25 protein-coding genes are annotated in these 25,543 nt (G+C 64.2%); 1 reads left to right on the top strand and 24 read right to left on the bottom strand.

The features are described from left to right. Nucleotides 1-36: 36 nt before the first annotated feature. From rpsD to fdhD, 10 genes are all read right to left on the bottom strand, one after another. On the bottom strand, nucleotides 37-654 hold the full coding sequence (gene rpsD, locus EPD66_RS05160) for a 30S ribosomal protein S4 (protein ID WP_142847421.1): 618 nt from the start codon (nucleotides 652-654) through the stop codon (nucleotides 37-39). A gap of 219 nt (nucleotides 655-873) precedes the next feature. Next, nucleotides 874-1,899, bottom strand: coding sequence for a formate dehydrogenase subunit gamma (locus EPD66_RS05165; protein ID WP_255448371.1), 1,026 nt, complete (start codon nucleotides 1,897-1,899; stop codon nucleotides 874-876). Between the two features lie 42 nt (nucleotides 1,900-1,941). After that, nucleotides 1,942-2,238 carry a hypothetical protein gene (locus EPD66_RS05170; RefSeq protein WP_142847422.1) on the bottom strand — a complete coding sequence of 99 codons (297 nt, stop codon included), beginning with the start codon at nucleotides 2,236-2,238 and terminating at the stop codon, nucleotides 1,942-1,944. An 84-nt stretch (nucleotides 2,239-2,322) separates the two neighbouring features. Then, nucleotides 2,323-2,907 carry a formate dehydrogenase FDH3 subunit beta gene (gene fdh3B / locus EPD66_RS05175; protein ID WP_142847423.1) on the bottom strand — a complete coding sequence of 195 codons (585 nt, stop codon included), beginning with the start codon at nucleotides 2,905-2,907 and terminating at the stop codon, nucleotides 2,323-2,325. An 11-nt stretch (nucleotides 2,908-2,918) separates the two neighbouring features. Then, nucleotides 2,919-5,801 carry a formate dehydrogenase subunit alpha gene (locus EPD66_RS05180; protein WP_142847424.1) on the bottom strand — a complete coding sequence of 961 codons (2,883 nt, stop codon included), beginning with the start codon at nucleotides 5,799-5,801 and terminating at the stop codon, nucleotides 2,919-2,921. 23 nt (nucleotides 5,802-5,824) lie between these two features. Beyond that, nucleotides 5,825-6,025 (bottom strand): hypothetical protein, encoded by a 201-nt coding sequence (locus EPD66_RS05185; RefSeq protein WP_255448372.1) that lies wholly within the window; start codon nucleotides 6,023-6,025, stop codon nucleotides 5,825-5,827. 94 nt (nucleotides 6,026-6,119) lie between these two features. Continuing rightward, the gene (locus tag EPD66_RS05190; RefSeq protein ID WP_255448373.1) at nucleotides 6,120-6,713 is read right to left on the bottom strand and encodes a molecular chaperone; all 594 of its coding nucleotides are present in this window, start codon (nucleotides 6,711-6,713) and stop codon (nucleotides 6,120-6,122) included. Nucleotides 6,714-6,925: 212 nt separating this feature from the next. Continuing rightward, on the bottom strand, nucleotides 6,926-7,441 hold the full coding sequence (locus EPD66_RS05195) for a DUF3306 domain-containing protein (RefSeq protein ID WP_142847426.1): 516 nt from the start codon (nucleotides 7,439-7,441) through the stop codon (nucleotides 6,926-6,928). Beyond that, nucleotides 7,438-8,574 carry a molybdenum cofactor guanylyltransferase MobA gene (gene mobA / locus EPD66_RS24790; RefSeq protein WP_142847427.1) on the bottom strand — a complete coding sequence of 379 codons (1,137 nt, stop codon included), beginning with the start codon at nucleotides 8,572-8,574 and terminating at the stop codon, nucleotides 7,438-7,440. Before mobA ends, EPD66_RS05195 begins: the two co-directional genes overlap by 4 nt. Further along, nucleotides 8,561-9,448 (bottom strand): formate dehydrogenase accessory sulfurtransferase FdhD, encoded by an 888-nt coding sequence (gene fdhD, locus EPD66_RS05205; protein WP_142847428.1) that lies wholly within the window; start codon nucleotides 9,446-9,448, stop codon nucleotides 8,561-8,563. Before fdhD ends, mobA begins: the two co-directional genes overlap by 14 nt. A gap of 99 nt (nucleotides 9,449-9,547) precedes the next feature. On the opposite strand from fdhD, the gene EPD66_RS05210 reads away from it, so the two are divergent. After that, nucleotides 9,548-11,551, top strand: coding sequence for a 4Fe-4S binding protein (locus tag EPD66_RS05210; RefSeq protein ID WP_142847429.1), 2,004 nt, complete (start codon nucleotides 9,548-9,550; stop codon nucleotides 11,549-11,551). Between the two features lie 437 nt (nucleotides 11,552-11,988). Here the strand turns inward: EPD66_RS05210 and EPD66_RS05215 are convergent, their stop codons facing one another. The 14 genes from EPD66_RS05215 to EPD66_RS05275 form a co-directional block, all read right to left on the bottom strand. Further along, the gene (locus tag EPD66_RS05215; RefSeq protein ID WP_142847430.1) at nucleotides 11,989-13,437 is read right to left on the bottom strand and encodes an exonuclease domain-containing protein; all 1,449 of its coding nucleotides are present in this window, start codon (nucleotides 13,435-13,437) and stop codon (nucleotides 11,989-11,991) included. Nucleotides 13,438-13,821: 384 nt separating this feature from the next. Continuing rightward, a complete protein-coding gene (locus EPD66_RS23990; RefSeq protein ID WP_185961264.1) occupies nucleotides 13,822-13,968 on the bottom strand; it encodes a hypothetical protein in 147 nt (48 codons plus the stop codon). Nucleotides 13,969-14,168: 200 nt separating this feature from the next. Further along, entirely contained in the window at nucleotides 14,169-14,366 is a 198-nt protein-coding gene (locus tag EPD66_RS05220; protein ID WP_142847431.1) for a DUF2961 domain-containing protein, read from the bottom strand. 137 nt (nucleotides 14,367-14,503) lie between these two features. Further along, nucleotides 14,504-14,896, bottom strand: a complete 393-nt coding sequence (locus EPD66_RS05225) for a hypothetical protein (RefSeq protein ID WP_142847432.1) — start codon at nucleotides 14,894-14,896, stop codon at nucleotides 14,504-14,506. A 320-nt stretch (nucleotides 14,897-15,216) separates the two neighbouring features. Then, a complete protein-coding gene (gene phoB / locus EPD66_RS05230) occupies nucleotides 15,217-15,915 on the bottom strand; it encodes a phosphate regulon transcriptional regulator PhoB (protein WP_142847433.1) in 699 nt (232 codons plus the stop codon). 79 nt (nucleotides 15,916-15,994) lie between these two features. After that, on the bottom strand, nucleotides 15,995-16,804 hold the full coding sequence (pstB, locus tag EPD66_RS05235) for a phosphate ABC transporter ATP-binding protein PstB (RefSeq protein WP_142847434.1): 810 nt from the start codon (nucleotides 16,802-16,804) through the stop codon (nucleotides 15,995-15,997). Nucleotides 16,805-16,813: 9 nt separating this feature from the next. After that, nucleotides 16,814-18,118 (bottom strand): phosphate ABC transporter permease PstA, encoded by a 1,305-nt coding sequence (gene pstA, locus EPD66_RS05240; RefSeq protein ID WP_142847569.1) that lies wholly within the window; start codon nucleotides 18,116-18,118, stop codon nucleotides 16,814-16,816. 1 nt (nucleotide 18,119) lies between these two features. Beyond that, nucleotides 18,120-19,502, bottom strand: coding sequence for a phosphate ABC transporter permease subunit PstC (pstC, locus tag EPD66_RS05245; protein WP_142847435.1), 1,383 nt, complete (start codon nucleotides 19,500-19,502; stop codon nucleotides 18,120-18,122). Between the two features lie 85 nt (nucleotides 19,503-19,587). Then, a complete protein-coding gene (locus tag EPD66_RS05250; RefSeq protein ID WP_142847436.1) occupies nucleotides 19,588-20,613 on the bottom strand; it encodes a PstS family phosphate ABC transporter substrate-binding protein in 1,026 nt (341 codons plus the stop codon). Nucleotides 20,614-20,840: 227 nt separating this feature from the next. Further along, on the bottom strand, nucleotides 20,841-21,497 hold the full coding sequence (rpe, locus tag EPD66_RS05255) for a ribulose-phosphate 3-epimerase (protein ID WP_142847437.1): 657 nt from the start codon (nucleotides 21,495-21,497) through the stop codon (nucleotides 20,841-20,843). A 118-nt stretch (nucleotides 21,498-21,615) separates the two neighbouring features. Beyond that, complete coding sequence (locus EPD66_RS05260) at nucleotides 21,616-22,167, bottom strand: hypothetical protein (RefSeq protein WP_142847438.1); 552 nt, start codon at nucleotides 22,165-22,167, stop codon at nucleotides 21,616-21,618. Nucleotides 22,168-22,285: 118 nt separating this feature from the next. Continuing rightward, nucleotides 22,286-23,500 carry a 5-aminolevulinate synthase gene (gene hemA / locus EPD66_RS05265; protein ID WP_142847439.1) on the bottom strand — a complete coding sequence of 405 codons (1,215 nt, stop codon included), beginning with the start codon at nucleotides 23,498-23,500 and terminating at the stop codon, nucleotides 22,286-22,288. Nucleotides 23,501-23,602: 102 nt separating this feature from the next. Further along, nucleotides 23,603-24,973 (bottom strand): aspartate aminotransferase family protein, encoded by a 1,371-nt coding sequence (locus EPD66_RS05270; protein WP_142847440.1) that lies wholly within the window; start codon nucleotides 24,971-24,973, stop codon nucleotides 23,603-23,605. Between the two features lie 214 nt (nucleotides 24,974-25,187). Then, nucleotides 25,188-25,493 carry a hypothetical protein gene (locus EPD66_RS05275; RefSeq protein WP_142847441.1) on the bottom strand — a complete coding sequence of 102 codons (306 nt, stop codon included), beginning with the start codon at nucleotides 25,491-25,493 and terminating at the stop codon, nucleotides 25,188-25,190. Nucleotides 25,494-25,543 lie beyond the last annotated feature (50 nt).

Raw genomic sequence — 25,543 nt, forward strand, 5'->3', positions numbered from 1 at the left:
CTGCCGGGCCTTTCCCATTTCCGAAACCGGAAGCGATCAGCGCGAATAGAATTCGATGACCAGGTTCGGTTCCATCTGCACCGGATAGGGCACATCGGCCAGCTTCGGGCCGCGGATGAACTTGCCCTTCAGGTCCTTGGCGTCGAATTCCAGGTAGTCCGGAATGTCGCGTTCGCCGCTCTGCACGGCTTCCAGGATCAGGGCCATGTCCTTGGACTTCTGGCGGACTTCGATCACGTCGCCGTCACGCACCTGATAGGAAGGGATGTTCAGGCGGCGGCCGTTGACCAGAATATGGCCGTGGTTGATGACCTGACGGGCGGCGAAGGGGGTCGGCACCAGCTTCATGCGGTAGACGACCGCGTCCAGGCGGCGCTCCAGCAGTTCGATCAGGTTCTCGGAGGTGTCGCCACGGCGGCGCACGGCCTCGTCATAGAGCTTGCGGAACTGCTTCTCGCTGATATTGCCGTAATAGCCCTTCAGCTTCTGCTTGGCCATCAGCTGGGTGCCGAAGTCGGACGGCTTCTTGCGGCGCTGGCCGTGCTGGCCCGGACCGTATTCCTTGCCGCGCGCGATCGGCGACTTGCCACGGCCCCACAGGTTGACGCCGAGGCGCCGGTTAATCTTGTACTTTGCAGCAATACGCTTGCTCATCGGATTTCCTTATCTGAGCATGTTGTCCCGATAGTCCGGTCGGCTCGCGCCGGGGCGGGGAACGGAATGGATACCGGCCCACATTCTCGGGAATGGAGCTGCGGACTATACGGATCGGGCAAGCAGAGTCAACCTTTTGAAGCCCGCCTTTCCGCAGAAAACCCGCCAAAGAAAAAGGGGCCCCGCAGGGCCCCTCCTCCATCGCTCGGAACCGCCCGATCACTCGGCGGGCTGATGACCGTGATGCTTGCCGTTCGGCACGCCGGTCACTTCCTCGACCCAGACCCCGTGATGCTCGCGGGCCCAGTTCTCGTCCACATAGCCCGTCGTCATGGCGCTGGTGGCGCCTTCCATGCCGATGGTGCCGATATAGATGTGGGCGCAGATGGCCACGATCATCAGCAGGCTGGCGACCACATGGGCAAGCTGCAGCAGCTGCATCCCCAGCAGATCGACGAACATGAAGGGGAAGAGCAGGTTCAGGCCCGTGGCCGAGACCAGGGCGCCGACCAGGATCACCATCCAGAACATGACCTTCTGGCCGAAGTTGAACTTCCGCGCCGGGGGATGGCCCAGGCCCAGCAGTCCGCCGCCCTTCAGGATCCAGTTCAGGTCATAGCGGTCCCACAGATTGTCCTTCGCCCACAGGATGAAGATCAGGGCAAGACCGGCCATGAAGGCGAAGCCGCCGACATTGTGGACCCATTTGCCGAAGACCGTCAGCCAGGAGAAGGCTTCCAACCCGATCACCGGGGCGATGATGTAGCGGCCATACAGGATGTTCAGGCCGGTCAGCGCCAGGGCGATGAAGGACCCGGCGGTCAGCCAGTGGCCCACGCGCTCGATGGTCTTGAAGCGCAGGATCTGGCGGCCCGCCAGACCGGAGGACACGCGGATCTTGCCGCGGATCAGGTAGAAGGCGGCCAGCGCCAGGATCATGCCGCCCAGCGCCAAGGCGCCATAGGGGGCGACCCAGGCATTGCGCAGGATGCGCCAGCTATTGCCTTCCGACTGGATCAGCACGGCTGCGTGATCGTTCGGGATCGACACATAGCCGGGTTCGCCCTGACGGATGTCGCGCCACATGTCGGTGGTCGCCGGCTGGGGCTGAACGTTGGTCGGCAGGTTGGGATCCAGCGCGCCTTCGGCGGCATGGACCGCCGGCATGGTGACCAGGGCCGCGCTCAGCGCCATCAGCGCCGAGAACAGAGCAGCTTTCCACGTGAAGCGGGATCGATTGCTCATGCCAATATCTCCTCTTCCGGCCGCAGGCGCAGCCGAAGCCCCTTAGAATTTCTGGTTCTTCTCGCGGCCTTGAACCACGACGCCCGCACCCGCCTCGGGCAGGCTGTCCGGCGTCAGCTGCTGGTTCAGATTGACCGGAACGCGCTGCATTTCACCCCGACGGGCCAAAGCCTGATAGGTTTCGGCGGACAGGGGGGGAGACTGGTAGCCCTTGTAGACCCCTTTTTCCAGATGCAGCACCTGGGAGCGCTCATGCTCGTTGCAGCCGGTCAGCAACGCCGCCATGGCGGCGACGCCGGCCAGGAGGACGATGCTGCGCGGACGAATGCTGGCGGTCATGGTATCGACCCTCTTCGATGAACCTTCGCATATCCCGGAGACGGGGCGGCACCATTTCCGGCGCCGCCCGATCCGGAAGCGGCCTTAGCCCTTGTAGGCGGCGTCGAAGCCCGGCGCACCGGCGCCGAAGCCACGAGCGGCCACGCGCTCGCGGTAGATCGACGAGACCTGATCGCCGTCACCGGCCAGCAGGGCCTTGGTCGAGCACATCTCGGCGCAAAGCGGCAGCTTGCCTTCGGCCAGACGGTTGCGGCCGTACTTCTCGAACTCGGCCTGGGTGTTGTCCTCTTCGGGACCACCCGCGCAGAAGGTGCACTTGTCCATCTTGCCGCGGCCGCCGAAGTTGCTTTCCTTCGGATACTGGGGCGCGCCGAAGGGGCAGGCATAGAAGCAGTAGCCGCAGCCGATGCACAGGTCCTTGTTGTGCAGGACCACGCCGTCGGCGGTCTGGTAGAAGCAATCCACCGGGCAGACGGCCATGCAGGGGGCGTCCGAGCAATGCATGCAGGCGACGGAGAGCGAGCGCTCTCCGGGCTTGCCGTCGTTGATGGTGACGACGCGGCGGCGGTTCACGCCCCACGGCACTTCATGCTCGTTCTTACAGGCGGTGACGCAGGCGTTGCATTCGATGCAGCGTTCGGAGTCACACAGGAACTTCATACGGGCCATAGTCTAACTCCTCAAGCCTTCTCGATACGGCACAGCGTCGTCTTGGTCTCCTGCATGGCAGTGACCGGATCGTAGCCGTAGGTCTGCGCGGTGTTGGTGCTTTCGCCAAGGACGTAGGGGTCCGAACCCTGCGGGTACTTCGACCGCAGGTCGTTGCCCTGGAAATGGCCGCCGAAGTGGAAGGGCATGAAGGCCACGCCGCGACCGACACGCTCGGTCACCAGCGCCTTGACCTTCACCTTGCCACCTTCCGGACCATGGACCCAGATCATGTCGCCGTTACGCACATTGGCGTTGTTGGCGTCGGCGGGATTCACTTCGCAGAACATTTCCTGCTGCAGTTCGGCCAGCCAGGGGTTGGATCGGGTCTCGTCACCACCACCTTCGTATTCAACCAGACGACCCGAGGTGAGAATGATCGGGAAGTCCTTCGAGAAGTCCTGATCCTGGACGCTCTTGTAGAGCATGGGCAGGCGGAAGTCCTGCTTGTCGTCCCAGGTCGGGTACTTGGCCACCAACTCGCGGTCGGGCGAGTAGAGAGGCTCGCGGTGCAGCGGCACGCCGTCGGGGAAGTTCCAGGCCACGCAACGGGCCTTGGCATTGCCGAACGGCGAGACGCCATGCTTGATCGCCACGCGCTGGATGCCGCCCGAGGTGTCGGTGTGCCAGGCCACCGCATCCACGTTGCCGCCGCCGATCTTCTCGATCGTCGCGCGCTCTTCGGCGGTCAGATCGGAATCCCAGCCCAGCTTCTTGAGCATGCCCATGGTCACGGCCGGATGGCCGTCCTGGATTTCCGAACCCTTCGGCCAGGCGCCTTCGGCCAGCAGGGTCTCGCCGTCGCGTTCGTTGCCGAACAGCGCGCGGAAGGCCAGGCCGCCTTCGGCGACGGGCTTGGAATTGTCATAGAGGTTCGGGGTGCCGGGATGCTTCATCTCGGCGGTGCCCCAGCACGGCCAGGGCAGGCCGTAGTAATCGCCGTCGCACGGACCGCCATTGGCCTTCAACGTGGTCTTGTCGAAGGTGTGCTGGTATTCCATGTGCAGCTTCAGGCGCTCGGGCGACTGGCCGGTATAGCCGATGGTCCAGGCCCCGCGGTTGATCTCGCGCAGGATGTCCTCGACGACCGGGATGTTGCCTTCGACCTTGATGTTCTTGCAGAGCTGCTCGGCGAAGCCGAACTTCTTGGCCATGAGATACATGATCTCGTGGTCCACCTTGCTCTCGAACAGCGGCTCGACGACCTTCTGGCCCCATTGCAGCGAGCGGTTCGACGCGGTGCGCGAGCCGTCGGTCTCGAACTGCGTGGTGGCGGGCAGCAGGTAGACGCCGTCCTGGCGGTCATGCAGCACGGCGGAAACCGTCGGGAAGGGATCGACGATGACCAGCAGGTCCAGCTTTTCCATCGCCTTCTTCAGGTCGGGCTGGCGGGTCTGCGAGTTCGGAGCATGGCCCCAGTAGATCATCGCCTTGACGGTATCGGGCTGATCGACGTTTTCCTTGGCTTCCAGCACGCCGTCGAACCAGCGCGACACCGGGATGCCCTTCTCTTCCATCAGCTTCTTGTCGCCGAAGCGGCTCAGCAGATAGTCGTATTCCAGGTCCCAGACGCCGGCCCAGTGCTTCCAGGCGGCTTCGGTCAGGCCGTAATAAGCGGGCAGCGAGGTGACGTCCAGGCCCATGTCCGTGGCGCCCTGCACGTTGTCATGGCCGCGGAAGATGTTGGTGCCGCCACCGGCCACGCCCATGTTGCCCAAAACCAGCTGCATGATGCAGTAGGCGCGGGTGTTATTGTTGCCCACGGTGTGCTGGGTACCGCCCATGCACCAGACGACGGTGCCGGGCTTGTGATGGGCCAGCAGATAGGCGACGCGGCGCAGCTGCTCGCCGGGCACGCCGGTCACGCGCTCGGTCTCTTCCGGGTTCCACTTGGCGACTTCGGCCTTGATCTGCTCAACGCCCCAGACGCGCTTGGCGATGAAGTCCTTGTCTTCCCAGCCATTCTCGAAGATGTGCCAGAGAATGCCCCAGATCAGCGGCACGTCGGTGCCCGAACGCATGCGCACATGCTCGGTGGCGCGGGCGGCGGTGCGGGTGAAGCGCGGATCGCAGACGATGAAGGGCGCGTTGTTCTCTTCCTTGGCCTTCAGCATGTGCAGCATGGCCACCGGATGGGCCTCGGCCGCGTTCGAGCCGATGAGGAAGATCAGCTTGGAATTGTGGATGTCGTTGTAGCTGTTCGTCATCGCGCCGTAGCCCCAGGTCTGGGCCACGCCGGCAACGGTGGTCGAATGGCAGATACGCGCCTGGTGGTCGATGTTGTTGGTGCCCCACAGCGCGGCGAACTTACGCAGCAGATAGGCCTGTTCGTTCGAGAACTTGGCCGAGCCCAGCCAGTAGACCGAATCGGGGCCCGACTTCTCGCGGATGTCGAGCAGCTTGTCGCCGACCTCGTTGATGGCCTGTTCCCAGCTGATGCGCTGGTACTTACCGTTGACGAGCTTCATCGGGTACTTCAGGCGGCGTTCGCCATGGGCGTGTTCGCGCACCGCCGCGCCCTTGGCGCAGTGGGAACCCAGATTGATCGGGCTGTCGAAGGCCGGTTCCTGGCCGATCCACACGCCGTTCTGCACTTCGGCATTGACGGTGCAGCCGACCGAGCAGTGGGTGCAGATATTCTTGCGGATTTCGACGGCACCACCGGCAACGGCCGGAGCGGCTTCCGACTTCTGGACCGTGGCCAGCGCGCCCGAGGCGACCAGCGCCGCACCACCGGCGGTCAGACCCGAACGGCGCAGGAAGGTACGACGGTCCATCGCACCGCCGACGACCCCGGCCAGGGATTCGCTCAGGCGTCGGCTTTTCGACGCCCCCTCAACCTTTTTGATCAGCATCTCTCAACTCTCCTGCCGGCGAATCAGAAACGAGCGGCGGCGTAGACGGCACGGACATGGTCCGTTTCGCGATAGCCCGAGCTCTCGCGGGTGTCAGCCTGAGCGGCAGCGGCCGGGCCAGCGCTCAGGGCCACGGCAGCGGCCCCTGCGGTACCGGCACCAAGACCGATGCCACGCAGGAAGGCGCGGCGGTCCATTACTTTGGCTTCGTTGTCTTTGTTCATGACACCCACCATTCTCGTTTTGCGTCTTGTTCTCTCCGGGCATGTCCCCACACCCGGTTTTTCAGATGCCGGCAATACAGGCCGCCGGCAAAAATCACATCATTTCGAAGGCTTCACCCTCGATCTGCATCAGCAGCCGCCCGACCGCGCCCACGGGGCGGTAGAGCTTGGCCTCCCCCGCCGTCTCGAGGTCGGCGAAGAAACGGCCAGCCCAAGGCTTGAGATGCTTCTCGAAGAAGGTCTTCTGGCAGCCCAGATCGAAAGGTTCACCGAAGCTGCCCTCGATCATTCCCCGCATCATTTCCAGCAGGGAAACGATGTGGTCTTCCGATTCGGGCACGCCTTCGCGCCGGGCGATGCCAAGCTGCGCCATATCCTCGCGCAGCACCGCCAGCGGCTTTTCGTTCAGGAAACCAGTGAGATAATAGGAGGCGTAAGGCAGCACCTCGCCCCGCGTCACGCCGATGAAGAGGGCATTCCACTCTTCCACGACCTGTTCATGAGAGGCGTCGGCAGCGGCCTGGGAGAGACGGGTCAGGGCCTCGCCCATGGGGGAGTCGTCGCCTTCGAGCTGACGCAGGCGAGACAGCATTTCCGTATCGGGCGGCGAAGCCAGAAGAGCTGCGAGTAATCCATAAAACCGCGCACGCAACAAATCCTCTTCGGCCACGGGGACCGCTTTCACCATCGGAACCATTCCACTCCCTGCTCAACCGGCTGCGGGTTAATCGGTACTGTGCATCAACCGTCATGCGGCCGGCCAAAAGGCGCCCACCCCACTCACTTGGGGGAGTTACGCACTCAACGGAATATCACACCCGAAGGGATGGGCCGTCAACGAATTCTGTGGAGGGAGGGAACTTTTATATTGGGACTAATCATCCCCTTCCGCATCACAACCTATGAGACGGAAGTCTCTTCCGGATCGGGCGTCTCGCCCTCCGGATCGGCAGCCTCTTCCGGTTGCGGTGCAGCATGCTGCGGCGCGGAATCACTGGACTCTTCGTCCATCTTCTCCAGCGCCTCCTCGGCATAGCCCTGGCCGACCCGCCAAGCGCTGGCGACGATGCCCGCCGCCGGGGTCGTATAGTCAAGGTTGTGCAAATCCAGCGGGTCCGGCACCGCCCAACTGGGGTCTGACGCCCACAGCTTGCGCAGCGCCAGACGGCGCAGATCATCGGGCACGCCCTGCTGCATGAAGACCGAAAAATCCGACTCCGCAGTAAGGCTTTCCACCGGTGGCAGGTCCTCGATCCGGAACTCGGGTTCCGCCGATCCTTCCTCCGCCGCCGGGGCTTCCGTCTGAACGGTAGGCAGCGCCTCGGCTTCCGGAGCCTCCTGCGGTGCCGGCGCGGGCGCTTCGGCCTCGCTCTTCAGCCGCGACCAGCGCCGCAGAAAACCACCTTCTCCGCTCATCTTCCCTCCTCTCCGGCGCCACGGCCGAAACCGGCCTTGTCCGGGTCGTAATTCACTCTCTTGCGCTTGCGCATGGGCGGCGGCGGCGGATGGCGCAGCACGAAGCTTTCCACCCAGGCACGCAAGTCCGCAGGCATGGCGATCGTTTCCACTACATCCTCGCCGCTGTCCAGGAAAGCCTGGGCCTCGTCCGGCGCGGCGCTGACCAGCACCACCGCCGGTTTCCCGCCCTCGCCCGCACCGGGGCGCAGGCCGATCCACAAACGCGGTTGGCCGCTGGCAAGGTTATAGCGGTAGCTGGCGAGATCGGAACGGTGCAGCTCCAGCCCGAGCCCCCCGAAAAGGTAGTAGTCGCATCCCTCGCTCCGGCGCAAGAGGGTAGCCCCAGGAATAGCAGGGGCATTCAGCACCACCTCGACCGGACGCCAGACATCCTCCTGCCATTTCGTCACGCCGTCCCGGCGCTGGACGATCAGCCCCAGCGCCACCCGGTCGTGAAGCGGAGCCGCCGCCTCGGGCGCGGCCAGCACCGCTTCCAGATAGGCCAGGTCCTCGGGCGTGTTGGCATTGTAGAACGGGTCCACCCGGTCGCCCGCCCAATCCACCTGCGCCACTTTGTAGCGCGCGGTCCAGGCGTCGATCTTGCGCATGTCCTCGTCCAGCATGGCCCGGCGCAATTCCTCGGCCAGCCGCACCGGCCAAAGGGCGAAGACGGGATGGGCGCGGCCCAGCGAGGTGGCGCAGGCTATGTCGGCGCCCTGCTCAGTCACCGCCGCCAGCAGCCGCGCAACCAGATCGGTCGGGAAAAGCGGCGTGTCGGTGGCGAAGCTGGCCAGCCATCGGCATTCGGGATGTTCGCGCCGCACCCAGTCCATTCCGGTCAGGATGCCCGCCAGCGGACCGGCATGGCCGGGGACGGAATCGGCCTCGACCGGAAGGCCGAAGCGCGCATATTCCGCCGGATCGCCATTGGCATTGACCAGCAACGGCCCCACCTGCGGCCGGGCACGCTCGATCACCCGCTCGATCATGCTTTGCCCGCCGAGGGACATCAGCGCCTTGTCGCCGCCGCCCATGCGCCGCGACAATCCACCCGCCAGGATCAGCCCGGCGACCTGCTCACTCTGCGTCATCACCACGACTCCCCTTGCGCGAAAGATGGGCCGGTTCCTCCGCCTGCCCGGCGGGATCGGCATCGAAGACCAGGCGGTCTTCCCCCGACAGCACCAGGAAGCGCTTGCCCTTGGCCCGGCCGATCAGCGTCAGCCCGGCCTTGCGCGCCAGTTCCACCCCCCAGGCCGTGAAGCCCGAGCGCGAGATCAGGATCGGAATGCCCATCTGCACCGTCTTGATGACCATCTCGCTGGTCAGCCGCCCGGTGGTGTAGAAGCTCTTGCCCTCGGCGCCGAGGCCGTGCAATCGCATGTAGCCGGCGATCTTGTCGATGGCGTTATGGCGGCCGACATCCTCCATGTAGATCAGCGGCCGGTCCTCCTCGCAGAGGACGCAGCCATGGATGGCGCCGGTCTTCAGATAGAGGCTGGGCGTGGTATTGATCTTGCGCGACAGGGCATAGATCCACGAGGTGCGCAGCTTCACCGCCGGATCGAGCCTGACCGTCTCGAACTTCTCCATCACGTCGCCGAAGACCGTGCCCATGGCGCAGCCCGAGGTCTGGATGCGCTTCTTCAGCTTGTCCTCGTAATCGGTCTGGCGCGCGGTGCGCACCACCACCGTCTCGATCTCGGGATCGTAATCGACGCCGGTGATCTCGTCATCGGCATGCAGCATGTTCTGGTTCAGCAGATACCCCACCGCCAGATATTCGGGATAATCCCCGATGGTCATGGCGGTAACAATCTCGCGTGCGTTGAGAAATATGGTCAGAGGACGCTCATTGATGATTGCAGCCTCGGTCTCTCGACCATCCTGGTCGATTCCCCTGATCATTTCATAAAGACGCGCATCCTCGGAATCGGGGCGCAAGAGATACTGTTCTTCTTCCATTCCGGCCCTCCTGCCGCGTAGACTATGCGCCACGCATATTGGCCGACAAGCGCAAAGCGCCATAACGAAGCGGCCATGCGAGTGGTTTCAGGAGTAGACATGAAGGTCAGGGACAAGCGGGTTCTGGTCTGCTCGTGCGAAGGCACGATGCCGCTGGACCCGAAGAAGATCGCCTCCGCTCTGGGGGCCGAAACGCCGGTCTTGCAGAGCCATCTCTGCCGCGCGCAAATCGACAATTTCCGTCAGGCCGCCTCCGAAGGCGAGCGGCTGCTGGTCTGCTGTACGCAGGAAGCGCCGCTGTTTGCCGAAATCGCCGAGGAAACCGAAGCCGATGTCAGCTTCGTCAATATCCGCGAGACCGCCGGTTGGTCCGACGAGGCGCCCCGAGCCACGGCCAAGATCGCCGCGCTGATCGCCGAGGCGGCGCTGGACCTGGAGCCTTCTTCCTCGGTCTCCATGTCCTCGGAAGGCTCGGTGTTGGTCTGGGGCCATGACGAAGCGGCGCTGGAAGCCGCGCGCCGCCTCTCCGCCGGTCATGCCGTGACCTGCCTGCTGGGCCGTCCCGGCAACCTGATGCCCCCGGCGCGCCACGACTTCCCCTTGTTCAAGGGCGGCCTGCGCAACGTAAAGGGCCATCTGGGCGCCTTCCAGGTCAGCGTGGACAGCCTGGCCGTCGCCGCGCCGTCAAGCCGCGGCAGCCTGGCCTTCGCCGCCCCCGTCCAGGGCAGCACGCTCAATTTCGACATCATCCTCGACGTCTCGGGCGAAGCCCCGCTCTTTCCCGGGACGCGCGACGGCTATCTGCGCGTCGATCCGCGCAAGCCGGGTGCGCTGGATGCCGCGCTGCTGGAAATCAACGGCCTTATCGGCGAATTCGAGAAGCCCCGCTACGTGCGCGTGGACGCGACCATCTGCGCCCATTCGCGCAACAGCAAGGTCGGCTGCACGCGCTGCCTGGATGCCTGCCCCACCGGCTCGATCCAGCCTGCGGGCGACCATATCTCCATCGACGCCCATGCCTGTTCGGGCCATGGCGCCTGCGCCAGCGTCTGCCCGACCGGGGCCATCACCTATGACCTGCCTGCGGCGGGAGGCATCTTCAAGCGCCTAACCACCCTGCTGTCGGCCTGGCGCTCGGCGGGCGGCACGGCGCCGGTGCTGCTGGTCCACGACCTGCGCCACGGCAGCGAGATGATCTCGACCATGGCCCGTCTCGGCTCGGGGCTGCCGGCCCATGTCCTGCCCTTCGCCATCAACGAAGTCACCGCGCTGGGCTTGGACTTCCTGTTCGTGGCGCTGGCCCAGGGCGTGTCGCAGGTGGCCTTCCTGACGGGACCGGAACACCGCGACTCGCTGGCGCCGATGCAGGGCAATGCCGCCCTCGTCAATGCCGCCATGGCCGGACTGGGCCACCAGGGCGAGCGCGTCGTCATCCTCGACGAGGCCGATCCCTTCGTCCTGGCCGATATCCTGCGCCGTCCCGCGCCCAAGCCGGTCTCGCCGGCCGCCGACTTCCTGCCGGCAGGCCGCAAGCGCCAGGTCATCGGCCTCGCCCTGACCCATCTGCACGATACCGCCCCGCAGCCGGTCGAGGCCGTCTCCCTGCCCGAGGGCGCGCCCTTCGGCGGGCTGATCCTCGACCAGTCGGCCTGTACCCTCTGCCTGTCCTGCGTCAATGTCTGTCCGGTCAAGGCGCTGGGATCGAATCCGGATAAGCCGCAGCTCACCTTCCTGGAAAATGCCTGCGTGCAATGCGGCCTGTGCCGCGCCACCTGTCCGGAAAAGGCCATCACCCTGGATCCGCGCCTGGCCTTCACCGAAGCCACCCGCGTCCGTCAGGTGCTGAAGGAGGAAGAGCCCTTCGAATGCATCAAGTGCGGCAAGCCCTTCGGCACCAAGTCCTCGATCGAGCGCATGATCGGGCGTCTGTCGGGCCACTGGATGTTCAGCCAGCCGGGCAAGCTGGACCTGATCAAGATGTGCGAGGACTGTCGCGTCATCGTCCAGTTCGAAGCCGCGCAAGACCCCGAGGAACCGCCCCGCCTGCGGACCACCGAGGATTACCTGCGCGAACGCGAGAAGAACAAGAACCAGTCCTCGTAGAACATCACTGACAAAACCGGCCCCACAGCAAGATAGCCCCCCGCCCAAGCGGGGGGCTATCTCACGACTGACGGGGAGACGTAACGCCGAAGCCGGGCCAGACCCTCGCAACCGGCTCCTTGGTGCCCTTGGTGGTTTCTTCATGCCGCAGGGGCCACCAAGACACCAAGGCTTTGGAAGCCTGGAAATCCTGGCGCCGGGTGGAAGTGACGAGGAAAATGGCTTGCCGACACTTTAAGGCCCGCTGGAAAGCGGGCCTTTTTCCTGTTCCGCATTCCTTTGACAAGGGGCTTTAGGGACACAGATGAACACAGATAGACACAGATGAAAGTGATTTCTCTTCTTAACCACTAGAGCGATCACTTTCTCACAGCCCCAGACTTCCCCCCGTTTCCCAGCCCCATCTGTGTTCATCTGTGTCTTCTTCTATATCCCCCTTACCATCCCGCCGAACGCTGGGCGGCGATCATCTGGCGGGCGGTCTGGGAGAATTCCACGGCGTCGCCCAGAGTGCGGATGCCGCGTTCCTCCAGCCGGGGCAGCAGGCGGGTGAAGACTTCCGCCGTCACCAGGGCGTCGCCCAGGGCGGTATGACGGGCGGTGACGTTGACCCCCAGGCGCAGGGCGATGGATTCCAGGTTGAGGTCGGTTTCCTTGGGATCCAGGGCGGCCGAGAGCAGCAGCACGTCCAGCCAGGGCGGATCGCGCCAGGGCTGTCCGGCGGCTTTATAGGCCCGGCGCAGCATGGCGATGTCGTAACCTGCATTGTGGCCGATGAAGACCGTGTTGGTCATTAGCGCGTTCAACTGCGGCACCACATGGCCGAAAGGCGGCGCATCGGCGACCATGGCATTGGTGATGCCGTGAATGGCGGTCGAGCGGGCCGGGATGGAACGTCCCGGATTGACCAGGCAATCCATCACCACGCCGCGATAGATGCGGGTGCCATGGGTCCGCACGGCACCGATCGAGATGACGCTGTCATAGGTGACGTCCAGCCCGGTGGTTTCGGTATCCAGCACCAGGCCCGGCAATTCGGACAGCAGCGTATCGTCCAGCGGCGGCAAGGGTTCCGGTGGGCGGTCATGCATGTCCAAGGCATGCTCGACCTCGTGGAAATGCTCGACCTCTTCCGCCGAGAAAGTCAGCACGGCCCCCCGGTGCTCGCCGAAATCGGTGATGCGGGCATGGATTTCCTCGCCGTCCACGGTCAGCAGCACGGCCTCGATGGCGCGGCGATTGGCATTCCGCGCCCGTTCCATGGCCTCGCTCAGGGAGTCGTAATCCAAGGCGGCATAGATCGAGGTTCCCACCGCCGCCCGCTGCTCGCCCAGCAGGCTTTTCCCCGCCGAATTGATCAGGCTGACCTGACCGCTTTCGGTGATGACCACGACCGCATCGCCCAGGGCGCCGATGACCGAGGCCAGGCGCTGGTCGGGACGGGCTTTTTCCAGGGCGCGGCCAGATGCGATCTCGACGATCAGGCGGGCCAGATGGCCGACTTCGTCCACCTGCGGCCCCTGCCAGCGCGTCACCAGACGCTCGGGCGGCACCTCGCCGCGCAGGGTCTGGTTCAACGCCACGCCCACCAGCTTGAGGTCCTCGAAATGATCGCGGAGCAGGTCCCACAGGATCCACAGCACCAATCCGCCCAGACCGGCCGCCAGCCCCACCAGCCAAACCGGGGGAACCAGATCGGGGACCACGCGGGGCATGAAGCCGATTCCGGCCAGGGCGACGAGGCTGAAGGCCTGGATCAGGAGAAGGGACTGGAACAGGCGCCGCGCACGCGGCTTGGCCTGGGGCAGCAGGGTGCGTTGCCCTGCCGAGGCAGGAGCATCCTCCACCGAAAGCATGTCGGTGGCCAGTTCAGAACGGAGATGCATGGCGCCTTACTCCTGGCAAGCCAGGAAGACGCGGATACCGGCAGGAATCACGATGCACCGGCGCCTTGGCCGGAACGGGTCCAACAGTGCCATGATGACACTCCTCCCAAAAGTCGTGGCGTCCCTTTGTAAGAGGCATCTCGTTTCCCGGATGCCCTTCTCGCGGCTTAAGCCATATTTATACATACCAAGTCTTGGCCTGCCCTTCCCCATCCCTTGCCGGCAGACACCGGATTCGGGCGAAGACTAGGGGGCAGCCACCAATTCCTTGGCAGGTGGAAGACTTCTAGCACTTCCCCTGCCTGGAAGCCACAATTTTAGAGGGATTTTAACCGGAAGGAATCCATCGCCGGCAGGCTGCGGCACGTGCTTGCCCGCAGCCCGTCAAATCCATGCCAGCCCGGCGGCGGCCAGGGTCGTGATGCCGACCAGATACCAGCCGCGCCTTTCCGGCCTCGCCCAACGGGACAGGGCCTCGATGGCGGCATGGACGATCGCCAGCATCGCCACGAATTTGAAAAGAAGGACCATCCGCTTTCCCAGGCCAGGTGACTCTTTCCCTAACCTAGGCAATCGCAGGGGGAATTGCCAATGGCGTCGCCTTCTTGCAGGTTTGAGCCCACACCCGGCCGGACCGATGCCGGCTCCCCTTATTGATTTTGATGAGGGTGGGGTCGAGGTCCGTGACGGCCCCCGACAGGTGCGGGCAAAAACCAGTCTTGGGGGCAGCCTCAGTCGAGCGGGCCACCCTTCATCTTGATGCGGGCGACAGGCAGGCTGGGCACTTGGCGGGGGAAGGACAGCCGTACCGGCCAACCGGCGCAATGGATGGGGGCAGGCACGGCGGGCTTGGCCGCGCCGGGCCAGGACAGCCGGAACAGGATATCGTTCTTCTCGCTGGGGGTAAGGTCGAAATCGTTCTGCGCCATCAGCAGGGGGCCCTTTGAAACAAACCGGCGATGGGTTCATCCTAGCCGCCGCCGGCTACCCTTTGATGGCAGACATCTGACAATTTAGTTAAAAAGCGCTTCCGGATGAGCGGAAGCGCCTGAAGGGGGACGAGGCCTCAGCGCAGGTTGGCGGCAGCCATCCCGGTGAGCATGGAACGGCGACGGCCGGTAGGCTGGGAAAAGCGGCCTTCGCGCAGGATCGACATCAGCCGCGGCAAGGCGGCTTCTATGCCGCCATCGGTCTGCAGCCGATGATCGGCCGCCACCGGCAGGGCATCACGGTCCAACCGGGTGACGATCAGGTCCAGCGCCTCGCCGCGCGCGGCCAGACGCCGACGCCGCAAGGGGCGGCTGGTGGTGACGAGGATCACCTCGACGGAGGAGAATTTGTTGCGGGCTTCCTCGACGACGGTGCGGGAAACCATCGCTACGACGTTGCGGCCGGCATCCAGATCGTCGTGGATGCTGGCAGGAAGGGCGTAATTGGCGCCGTAGGCGCTCCAGGTCAAAGAAAAACCGTGATCCCGTCGCAAACGATCATATTGGGCGGGTGTCACGGCCTGATGTATTTCGCCCCCACCCATACTGTCCGAGCGGGTAATGATTCGTCTCGGGAAGACGAAGGCGTCGTCTTCCGCAAGCTTTCGTCGAGCCGCCTCGATAAGGTCCGCCTTACCGGCGCCGGAGGGGCCGACGATCAGATACAATACGCCTTGCGGCATCTCTCTGCTCCTCTCGTCTCTCTTACCCTCTGATCTGGCGATAAGGATACTATTACTCAATCTGTCATTGGAGCTATCATCCTTTGGTGGTCATTCTCCTGCCCCACCTACACTCCAACCGGATTGACATCCAGCGCATAGCCCGCCGCCCGGACGGTGCGGATAAGATCGGCCTCCTCGCCTGCGTTCAACGCCTTGCGCAGGCGGCGGATATGCACATCGACCGTACGCGGCTCGACATAGATGTCGGGCCCCCAGACGGCGTTGAGCAGTTCCTCGCGTGAGAAGACGCAGCCCGGATGCTGCAACAGGAATTGCAGCAGGCGGAATTCGGTGGGTCCCAGATGAATCGACCGGCCGCCGCGGGTGACACGATGGCCGGTCAGGTCCATCGAGATATCTTCATAGGTCAATTCGCCCTTGGCCTGGGCCGGCTGCACGCGGCGCAGCAGCGCCTTGATGCGGGCCAGCAGTTCAGGCAGCGAGAAGGGCTTGGTGATGTAGTCGTCGGCCCCCGTATTGAGCCCCCGGATCTTGTCGCCCTCCTCGCCCCGCGCGGTCACCATGATGATGGGCAGGTCGCGGGTACGCGGCTTGCGGCGCAGCTGGCGGCAGACTTCGATCCCCGACATGACCGGCAGCATCCAGTCCAACACCACCAGATCGGGATTGGCCTCGGCGATGACCGTCAGCGCTTCTTCGCCGTCGACGGCCTCGCAGACGCGATAGCCTTCCTTTTCGAGATTGTAGCGCAGCATGGTAGCCAGCGGCGCTTCGTCCTCGACGATCATGACCAGTGGCTTCATCTTCCAGGCCCCTTCCAGTCTTGCTGCCCACGGCGCCCCCCAGGGCCGTGGGCAAGAGTCACACAAGATCGGATATACCTCAACCGAAACGTCCAGTGATATAGCCTTGGGTCAGGCTGTGCCGAGGAGTGGTGAACATTTCCTCGGTCTCGCCCACTTCGATCAGCTCGCCCAGATGGAAGAAGGCGGTCTTCTGCGAGACGCGGGCGGCCTGCTGCATGGAATGGGTGACGATGACGATGGTGAAGTTCTGCCGCAATTCGTCGATGAGTTCCTCCACCTTGGCCGTGGCGATGGGGTCCAGCGCCGAACAGGGTTCGTCCATCAGGATCACTTCGGGGCTGACGGCGATGGCGCGGGCGATGCACAGGCGCTGCTGCTGGCCGCCCGACAGGCCGGTGCCGGATTCTTCCAGCCGGTCCTTGACCTCGGCCAGCAGGCCCGCCTTCTCCAGGCTGGTCATCACGATCTCGTCCAGCTCGTCGCGGGTGTTGGCCATGCCGTGGATACGCGGGCCGTAGGCCACATTCTCGTAGATCGACTTGGGGAAGGGATTGGGCTTCTGGAAAACCATCCCCACCCGCGCCCGCAGCAGCACCGGATCGAGTTCCCGGTCATAGATGTCCTGGCCGTCCAGCATCAGGCTGCCGGAGACCGAGGCCCCCTCGATCAGGTCGTTCATGCGGTTGATGCAGCGCAGGAAGGTGGACTTGCCGCAGCCCGACGGACCGATCAGCGCGGTCACCTGGTTGCATTCCATGTCCAGGTCCACATGCTTGAGCGCCAGCTTGTCGCCATAGCGCACACAGACATCGCGGGCGGACACCTTGACCATCCGGCGGTCGGTTTCCAACGGCTTGGAATGAGGAGTGTTGGCAAAGGAGTTCATTCTACTGTCCTACCAGCGGCGCTCGAATTTCTTGCGCAGGATGATCGCGACGATGTTCATCACCGCCAGGAAGCCCAGCAGGACGATGATGGCCGCGGACGTGCGTTCGACGAAGGCGCGTTCGGGCGCGTCGGCCCACAGGAAGATCTGCACCGGCAGCGCGGTGGCCGGGTCGAACGGACCGCCCGGGATGTCCACCACGAAGGCCACCATGCCGATCATCAGCAGCGGCGCCGTCTCGCCCAGGGCCTGGGCCAGGGCAATGATGGTGCCGGTCAGGATGCCGGGCATCGCCAGCGGCAGGACGTGATGGAGCACCACCTGCAGCTTCGAGGCGCCCAGGCCGGTGGCGGCCTGGCGGATCGACGGCGGCACCGCCTTCAGTGCAGCGCGCGAGGCGATGATGATGGTCGGCAGGCTCATCAGCGTCAGCACCAGCCCCCCGACCAGCGGCGCCGATCGTGGCAGGTTGAAGAATTGCAGGAAGACCGCCAGACCCAGCAGGCCGAAGACGATGGAAGGCACCGCCGCCAGATTGTTGATGTTGACCTCGATCAGGTCGGTCCAGCGGTTCTTGGGGGCGAATTCCTCGAGATAGATCGCCGTCGCCACGCCCAGCGGGAAGGACAGGGCCACCGTCACCAGCATGGCGTAGAACGAGCCCATCACCGCGCCCTTGATGCCCGCCAGTTCCGGCTCGCGGGAATCACCGGCGGTGAAGAAGCGTGTGTTGAATTGCAGCGCCAGCATGTCCTGGGCTTCCAGATGGGCGATCCAATCCAGCTGCTGCTGGCTGACACGGCCACCCTCGACCGCGTCGCGGCCGATATGCCCCTTGACCACCATGTCGACATCGGCGGAAGCCGGCAGGACGACGCGCTGGGTGGTACCGATGATCTCCGGATTGGCCTCGACCATGCGGCGCAATTCCAGATCGGCGCCGACGCTCAGCAGCGCGTTCATCTGGCGGCGGTCGTTGCGCGAGGTCGCCTCGGGGAAGAGGTCCTGCAGCGACTGCCGCGCCAGGGCAATGTAATTGGCCGTGGCCAATGCCTGGGGATCGCGCGTCCCGGCAGGGTCGATCTCGGCCGGATCGAAATACACCTCCAGCGTCAGATGCGACTGCATGAAGGCGGTATAGCCCTTGCCGATGATGGTGGTGAACAGCAGCCCCAGGAAGGTCAGGGCAATGATGATTGAGGCGATGCCAAGCGCGCGGAAACGGCGCTCGGCGGCATGACGCTTCCGCAGACGGGCGTCTTGCCGAGCCTTACGGGCCGCCGCATCCGTCGGCGCCGTAACGGTCTGGGACATCTCAGTCATATTTTTCCCGATATTTGCGCACGACGTGCAAGGCCACGACATTCAGCACCAGGGTCACGCAGAACAGCACCAGGCCCAGCGCAAAGGCAGCCAGGGTCTTGGGGCTGTCGAATTCCTGGTCGCCCACCAGCAGGGTGACGATCTGCACCGTGACGGTGGTCACGGCTTCGAAAGGATTGGCGGTCAGGTTGGCGGCCAGACCGGCGGCCATCACCACGATCATGGTCTCGCCGATGGCGCGCGAGGCGGCCAGCAGGACACCGCCGACGATGCCCGGCAGCGCCGCGGGGATCACCACCTGACGGATGGTCTCGGACTTCGTCGCCCCCAGGCCGTAGGACCCCTGGCGCAGGCTGTGCGGCACCGAGGTGATGACGTCGTCGGACAGGGACGAGATGAAGGGGATGATCATGATTCCCATGACCAGACCGGCGGCCAAGGCGCTTTCCGACGCCACCGACAGGCCGAGGACGGAGCCGCTGTCGCGCAGGAAGGGCGCAACGGTCAGGGCGGCAAAGAAGCCGTAAACGACGGTGGGAATGCCCGCCAGCACTTCCAGCAGCGGCTTGACCACCGCACGCACCCGCGAGGGCGCGTATTCGGCCATATAGATGGCGGAAAACAGCCCCACCGGCACGGCGACGGTCATGGCGATCAGGCTGATCAGCAGGGTGCCGGCAAACAGCGGAACGGCGCCGAAGGCACCGCTGCTGCCCACCTGGTCGGCGCGGATCGCGGTCTGCGGGCTCCAGTTCAGGCCGAACAGGAATTCCATCGGCGGCACGGCCTGGAAGAAGCGGATGCTCTCGAACAGCAGCGACATCACGATGCCGATGGTCGTGAAGACGGCGATGGTCGAACTGATGATCAGGAAGACCTTCACCGCCCGTTCCACCGAGACGCGGGCCCGCAACTGCTGATGAATGCGCTTGCGCCCCCAGGCCAGACCGGCAACGGCCAGCGACAGGGAGAAGACGATCAGCGCGGCGAAGCCGGTGGTCTTCAGGCTGGTATAATATTCGGCGGCGGCGATGACGATCTCGCTCGGCTCGCGGCCGTAGCTACGGCCCCCGGCGAACTGGCGGACCTCGTTCATCAGCAGGCGCAACTCGCCTTCGGGCAGCGCCTGGGCGCTGGGCGGCAGGCTGTTCATCACCAAGGCGCGTACCAGCGTCGGCTCGAAAGCCAGCCAGGCGGCCAGGACGAGGAAAGCGGGGATCCCGCACCACAGGGCTACGTAGAAGCCGTAATAGCCGGGCAGGGAATGCAGGTTGCGGGAGCTGCCGCCGGCCATCGTCAAAGCCCGGCCGCGGCCGAGATAATAACCGATGGATGTCAGCACCAGCAGAGCGATGACCAAGGGGAGGAGTTGCATCTGGCTCGACAAGCTTTAGGGAAGCGGGAGCCGGCGGCCCAAGGGACCGCCGGCCTGAACCGTCAGGATCCGTTCAGATCCTTTTTTACATCATCAGCGGGGCCAGCGTAGCGGCCTGTTCCGCAGCCTGCTTGCGCTCGTCGTCCGGCAGCGGGATCAGACCCTTGTCGGCCAGGTAGCCTTCGGGGCCCCAGGCGCGTTCGTTGGTGAATTCGGCGATGAATTCACGGATGCCCGGGACGGTGTCGACATGGGCCTTCTTGATGTAGATGTACATCGCACGCGAAACCGGATAGCTGGCATCGGCGATGTTCTCGAAGGTCGGCTCCACGCCGTTCATGCGAGCGCCCTGCAGCTTGTCGGCATTCTGGTCGAGGAAGCTGTAACCGAAGATGCCGACGGCCTTGGGGTTGGCATCCAGCTTCTGGACGATCAGGTTGTCGTTTTCGCCGGCTTCGATATAGGCGCCGTCTTCACGAATGGTGGCGCAGGCGGCCTTATGGGCGGCGGAGTTGTCCTTCAGGGCGGCGATTTCGGGGAACTGGTTGCACGCCTCTTCCATCACCAGCTCGACGAAGGCGTCACGGGTGCCCGAGGTCGGCGGCGGGCCCAGGACTTCGATGCGTTCGTTGGGCAGGGACGGATCGACGTCGCTCCAGTTGCGGTACGGATTGTCGACCAGCTTGCCATCCACCGGCACCTGCTTGGCCAGGGCGAGGAAGACCTGCTCGCGGCTCAGGTCCATCGGCTGGCCCTTCTTCGAGCTGGCCAGCACGATACCGTCGAAGCCGATCTTCAGTTCCACGACTTCGGCGACGCCGTTTTCGGCGCATTGCTCGACTTCGGACTTCTTGATACGACGCGAGGAATTGGTGATGTCGGGATGCTGCACGCCGACACCGGCACAGAAAAGCTTCAAGCCGCCGCCCGAACCGGTCGACTCCACCACGGGAGTCTTGAAGTTCGACCCACGGCCGAACTGCTCGGCAACCGCCGTCGAGAACGGATAGACGGTGGACGAGCCAACGATACGGATCTGGTCGCGGGCTTCAGCAGTGGCAGTGAACGCCAGGGTGGCCAGAGCTGCCACAGCCAAACTCTTCCTGATCATAGTCCCTCCGAGAGTATTTACGGCAGCAGGTCCTGCCGCGTGCCGTCGGACAATAGCTGCGTTGTGTTTCGCGGAGATGACGGATTTGTGAAAGTTATGTTACAGCGCATGCCAAGCCCTCTCCCCTCCTCTACCACAGGGATCGGGACGGCCTGCGGCACCCCCTTGATCCCCAATAAAAAAGGCCGGGGAGGCATCCCCTCCCCGGCCTTCACGGGTGCGATCACTCACGCCGCGGTAGAAGCCTTCTTCAAGGCAGCAATGTTACCGGCATAGTCCCCGCCCTTGAAGACCGCGCTACCCGCCACTACGACGCTGGCCCCGGCGGCGGCGATGCGGCCGGCATTGTCGGGCGTCACGCCGCCATCCACCTGAAGTTCGATCGGCCGGTCGCCAATCATGCGGCGGATACGGGAAATCTTCTCGACCTGGCTTTCCAGGAAGCTCTGGCCGCCGAAGCCGGGATTGACCGACATGACCAGCACCAGGTCCAGCTTGTCGAGGACATATTCGATGGCGGTTTCCGGGGTGGCAGGGTTCAGCGACACGCCCGCCTTGACGCCAAAGGAACGGATCAGCTGCAACGTGCGGTCGAGATGGCGCCCGGCCTCGGCATGGACGGTGATGATATCGCTGCCGGCCTTCACGAAGTCCTCGATATAGGGATCGACCGGGTCGATCATCAGATGGACGTCGAAGACCTTCTTGCTGTGCGGACGCAGTGCCTTCACCACCGCCGGGCCGATGGTGATGTTGGGCACGAAATGACCGTCCATCACGTCGATATGCACCCAGTCGCAACCGGCTTCATCGATCGCGCGCACTTCCTCGCCCAGGCGGGCGAAATCGGCGGACAGAATACTGGGGGCGATCTTCAAGGTCATGGCGGAGGCTCCGGCTGCGCAAGGGAAAGCCGAGCCAATAGCGCAGGTCGGGGTCGGTCTGCAACAGGAAGCGACGCCCCGGCCTTTCGCCTTCCTCGAAGAAAGACGGAACGCCGCCCTACAGCGACGCCCGGAACTTCTCCAGCCATTGCAGGCGGCGTTCGAGCTGGTCGATCTCGTGGTCGAGCCAGTCGAGCAGGGGATCGCCGGTCTGGGCGTTGGTCTCGCGCACATGATGCTGGCGCAGGTCCAGCAGGCGGGCGAGTTCGGTTTCGCTGGAATCGAGAAGCTGGTCGGCCTGGGCCTGACGGTCTTCCTCGTTCAGCAGATGCATGAAGCGGAACTTCAGGGCCACCACCAGCTTGGTCAGGTCGGTGCCCGAACGCAGCCTGGCGGTCAGCAGGGTGTGGAGTTCCTGGCGTCCGGCCTCGGTGATGGCGAGAACGGCATTGTCCTCCATCCCCTTGCCGTCCAGGGCCTCGATCAGCCCTTCATAGCGCAACAATTCGATGGAAGTGCCCATCAGGTCCAGCGACGGCCCCATGATGCGGCTGATGAAGTGCCGGACCGAACCGGCAAGCTCGCTATAATGCAAGGGCGCGGAAGCAACCGTGCCCAAAGCGCAGAGACGAACGGCTTCCTTTGGCGTCAGCGTATTGTCGGCAAACATCGCGCGCCCCCTAAATGCGAACTAATCTCATTCATATAGGGGTGGACGGGCGCAAAGTAAAGCCATACTATAGTTATGGCCTTTTGTGCCCGCCTTCTTCTCGTACAGAAGACGCCGTTCAGGCGGCGTCCTTCTTCAGGCCCAGCCGGTGCCACACATCCACCAGCGCGTTCACCAGACGGTCCATCATGGCGTCGTCATGCAGCGGCGTGGGCGTGATGCGCAGCCTTTCCGTCCCCTTGGGCACGGTGGGGTAATTGATGGGCTGGACATAGATCTTGTGGCGCGCCAGCAGGTCGTCGCTGGCCTGCTTGCACAAGGTCGCATCGCCCACCATCACCGGCACGATATGGCTGACGGAGTCGATGAGGGGCAGTCCGGCCTGGGTCAGGCGCTTCTTCAGCGTCGCCGCCCGCTCATGATGGCGATGGCGCAATTCGGGATGGCTGCGCAGATACTTGACGCTGGCCAGCGCGCCCGCCGCCACCGCCGGCGGCAAGGCGGAAGAGAAGATGAAGCCGGGGCCGAAGCTGCGGATGAAATCCACCATCGCGGCGGAACCGGCGATATAGCCGCCGACCACGCCCATGGCCTTGGCCATGGTGCCCTGAATGATGGTGATGCGGTCGGCCACGCCGTCCCGCTCGGCCACGCCCGATCCCTGCTCGCCATACATGCCCACCGCATGGACCTCATCCAGATAGGTCATGGCGTTGTAGCGTTCGGCCAGATCGCAGATTTCCGCCAGCGGGGCGATATCGCCGTCCATGGAATAGACGGATTCGAAGGCGATCAGCTTGGGCCGCTCCAGCGGCTGAGCCGCCAGCTTGCTTTCCAGGTCGGCCAGATCGTTATGGCGCCAGATGACCTTGGCGCTGCGACCGTGGCGGATGCCCTCGATCATGGAATTGTGGTTCAGTTCGTCCGACAGGATCAGCAGGTCGGGGATCTGCGTCCCCAGGGTGGACAGGGTGGTCTGGTTGGCGACATAGCCCGAGGTGAAGATCAGCGCGGCTTCCTTACCGTTCCAGGCCGCCAGCTCTTCTTCCAGCAGCACATGGTAATGGTTCGTCCCCGAGATGTTGCGCGTCCCCCCGGCCCCGGCCCCGCACATCCGCACGGCCTCGACCATGGCCTCGACCACCTCGGGATGCTGTCCCATGCCGAGATAGTCGTTGCTGCACCAGACGGTGACGTCCTCGACCTTGCCGTTACGATAATTCTTCGCCATCGGGAAGCGGCCGGCCTGACGCTCCAGATCGGCGAAGATGCGATAGCGCCCTTCGGCCTTCAATCCAGAGATCTTGTCGGCGAAGAATGTCTCGTAATCCATAAGTCCTCCTCGGACACCCGCAAGCTAGGCGATTTCACGTAATCCTAATGTCTTGTCCCTCCCAGGTGCAACACATCCAGTCAAAAAATATGGTCTCTTCAGCTATGCGTTTGCCGCGACCCAACTTTCAGCGAGGTCCAGCGCCCTCTCCAGCCGGGACAGCATGTCCCGGACCTCTTCCGCTTTGATAACCAGAGGTGGCGACATGGCGATGACATCCCCCATGGCGCGAGTGATCAGCCCCTGCTCCTGCGCGAAGGCGACCACCTTCGGCCCCAGCCCCAGGGCCGGGTCGAAGCTCTCGCGGCTGGCCTTGTCCTTCACCAGTTCCACCGCGCCGACCAGCCCCACGCCACGCGCCTCGCCCACCAGCGGATGATCCGCCAAGCGGCGCAAGCCTTGCTGGAAGACCGGGGCGACCTCGGCGACATGGCCCAGGATGTCGCGCTCCTCGTAGATCGCCAGGGTCTCCAGCGCCACCGCCGCCGAGACGGGATGGCCGGAATAGGTGTAGCCATGGCCGAACAGACCGAGGCGGTCGCTGTATTCGGCGATCACGTCATAAAGCGGCGCGGTCAGCATCAGCGCGGAAATGGGCGCATAGCCCGAGGACAGCGCCTTGGCCATGGTAAGGATGTCGGGCTTCAGGCCGAAGGTTTCCGAGCCCCAACGGGCGCCGGTGCGGCCGAAGCCGCAGATGACCTCGTCGGCGATCAGCAGCACGTCGTATTTGCGCAGGACCGCCTGGATCTTCTCGAAATAGGTGGCCGGCGGCACGATCACCCCGCCCGCCCCCATCACCGGCTCGGCGATCAGCGCCGCCACCGTGTCGGGACCTTCAGCCAGGATCAGCTTTTCCAGGTTCTCGGCCAGGCGGGTGGCGAAGTCTTCCTCGCTTTCGCCGGGCTTGCCGTGACGCCAGTAATGCGGGCAATCGGTCTGGAGATAGGGCGTGGTCGGGGCGTCGAAGCCGCGCTGGTTATGGGGCAGCGCCGTCAGTGAGGACACCGCCACGGTGACGCCGTGATAGCCCCGCAGGCGCGAGATGATCTTCTTCTTGCGCGGCCGGTCCAGGGCGTTGTTGTAGTACCACACCATCTTGATGGCGGTGTCGTTGGCTTCCGAGCCGGAATTGGCGAAGAAGACCTTGGACATGGGCACCGGCGCCAGTTCCAGCAGCTTCTCGGCCAGCCGGATCATGGGGTCGTGGCTCTTGTGGGTGAAGCCGTGATAGAAGCCCAGCCGCATCATCTGATCGGCCGCCGCCTTCGCCAGGCGCTCCTCTCCCCAGCCCAGGGCGGTGCACCACAGCCCCGCCATGCCCTCGATATAGGCGCGGCCCTGTTCGTCGAAGACATACACGCCCTCGCCCCGGGTGATGACCAGGGGGCCCACGCTCTGATGACGCACCAGATTGGTATAGGGATGAAGCAGGCTGGCCTTGTCGGCTTCGGCGATGCTGTTGGAGGTCATGGCGCAGTCCCCTCAAAAGTTGACGACATGCAGGCCCCGTCCCGCCCCCGCCGGAAAAGACCAGGTCTCCCGCACCTCAGGCCGCGATACGCGGAAAACTCGGATGAACACAGACGGGACAGAACGGGAAAAGGAAGACCGGCGGCGCCGGTCTCTTTATTTATCATAGATCTGTGTCCGCCGCCGCGTCATGAACAGGGCGTGACGCCGAAGGCTAGGGTTTGGTGTGCCGCTTCCGCAGATAGGCATAGACATAGACGGCATCCGGGTTCCCCGAGGTCGCGACGCCCCCGCAACGCCTGACCGAACGGAAATATTCCTCGACCTCGCGCGCCTGCAAATCGTCCAGGGCACGCCGGGCGATCCAGGCATCGCCGTTCTGCCGGACGCCATGGTCCGTGAACAGGCGCTTCTTCGGCGTGGCCGTATATCCCACGAACCAGTCCGTATAGATGCCGCCGTGCTTGTCGATGTGATGTTCTATTTCCGCAATGATCGCGGACCGGCTCTTGGCCGCCATGACGAAGCCCCCTTGTTATATCCGCCCACCCGGATGGCGAAGTCTAACGC

It is taken from the genome of Telmatospirillum sp. J64-1 (assembly GCF_006980715.1).
GTDB lineage: Bacteria > Pseudomonadota > Alphaproteobacteria > Rhodospirillales > Magnetospirillaceae > Oleiliquidispirillum > Oleiliquidispirillum nitrogeniifigens.

Bases quoted from the DNA above. Each gene is read 5' to 3' on its own strand.
- EPD66_RS05275 (WP_142847441.1), bottom strand. From the start codon at position 25,493: ATGGCGGCCAAGAGCCGGTCCGCGATCATTGCGGAAATAGAACATCAC.
- fdhD (WP_142847428.1), bottom strand. From the start codon at position 9,448: ATGGAAGAAGAACAGTATCTCTTGCGCCCCGATTCCGAGGATGCGCGT.
- pstC (WP_142847435.1), bottom strand. From the start codon at position 19,502: ATGCAACTCCTCCCCTTGGTCATCGCTCTGCTGGTGCTGACATCCATC.
- rpsD (WP_142847421.1), bottom strand. From the start codon at position 654: ATGAGCAAGCGTATTGCTGCAAAGTACAAGATTAACCGGCGCCTCGGC.
- hemA (WP_142847439.1), bottom strand. From the start codon at position 23,500: ATGGATTACGAGACATTCTTCGCCGACAAGATCTCTGGATTGAAGGCC.
- EPD66_RS05210 (WP_142847429.1), top strand. From the start codon at position 9,548: ATGAAGGTCAGGGACAAGCGGGTTCTGGTCTGCTCGTGCGAAGGCACG.
- mobA (WP_142847427.1), bottom strand. From the start codon at position 8,574: ATGACGCAGAGTGAGCAGGTCGCCGGGCTGATCCTGGCGGGTGGATTG.
- EPD66_RS05195 (WP_142847426.1), bottom strand. From the start codon at position 7,441: ATGAGCGGAGAAGGTGGTTTTCTGCGGCGCTGGTCGCGGCTGAAGAGC.
- EPD66_RS05170 (WP_142847422.1), bottom strand. From the start codon at position 2,238: ATGACCGCCAGCATTCGTCCGCGCAGCATCGTCCTCCTGGCCGGCGTC.
- EPD66_RS05250 (WP_142847436.1), bottom strand. From the start codon at position 20,613: ATGATCAGGAAGAGTTTGGCTGTGGCAGCTCTGGCCACCCTGGCGTTC.
- EPD66_RS05185 (WP_255448372.1), bottom strand. From the start codon at position 6,025: ATGAACAAAGACAACGAAGCCAAAGTAATGGACCGCCGCGCCTTCCTG.
- EPD66_RS05190 (WP_255448373.1), bottom strand. From the start codon at position 6,713: ATGGTGAAAGCGGTCCCCGTGGCCGAAGAGGATTTGTTGCGTGCGCGG.
- EPD66_RS05220 (WP_142847431.1), bottom strand. From the start codon at position 14,366: ATGGCGCAGAACGATTTCGACCTTACCCCCAGCGAGAAGAACGATATC.
- fdh3B (WP_142847423.1), bottom strand. From the start codon at position 2,907: ATGGCCCGTATGAAGTTCCTGTGTGACTCCGAACGCTGCATCGAATGC.
- EPD66_RS05260 (WP_142847438.1), bottom strand. From the start codon at position 22,167: ATGTTTGCCGACAATACGCTGACGCCAAAGGAAGCCGTTCGTCTCTGC.
- EPD66_RS05270 (WP_142847440.1), bottom strand. From the start codon at position 24,973: ATGACCTCCAACAGCATCGCCGAAGCCGACAAGGCCAGCCTGCTTCAT.
- EPD66_RS23990 (WP_185961264.1), bottom strand. From the start codon at position 13,968: ATGGTCCTTCTTTTCAAATTCGTGGCGATGCTGGCGATCGTCCATGCC.
- pstA (WP_142847569.1), bottom strand. From the start codon at position 18,118: ATGTCCCAGACCGTTACGGCGCCGACGGATGCGGCGGCCCGTAAGGCT.
- pstB (WP_142847434.1), bottom strand. From the start codon at position 16,804: ATGAACTCCTTTGCCAACACTCCTCATTCCAAGCCGTTGGAAACCGAC.
- EPD66_RS05180 (WP_142847424.1), bottom strand. From the start codon at position 5,801: ATGCTGATCAAAAAGGTTGAGGGGGCGTCGAAAAGCCGACGCCTGAGC.
- phoB (WP_142847433.1), bottom strand. From the start codon at position 15,915: ATGAAGCCACTGGTCATGATCGTCGAGGACGAAGCGCCGCTGGCTACC.
- rpe (WP_142847437.1), bottom strand. From the start codon at position 21,497: ATGACCTTGAAGATCGCCCCCAGTATTCTGTCCGCCGATTTCGCCCGC.
- EPD66_RS05215 (WP_142847430.1), bottom strand. From the start codon at position 13,437: ATGCATCTCCGTTCTGAACTGGCCACCGACATGCTTTCGGTGGAGGAT.
- EPD66_RS05165 (WP_255448371.1), bottom strand. From the start codon at position 1,899: ATGAGCAATCGATCCCGCTTCACGTGGAAAGCTGCTCTGTTCTCGGCG.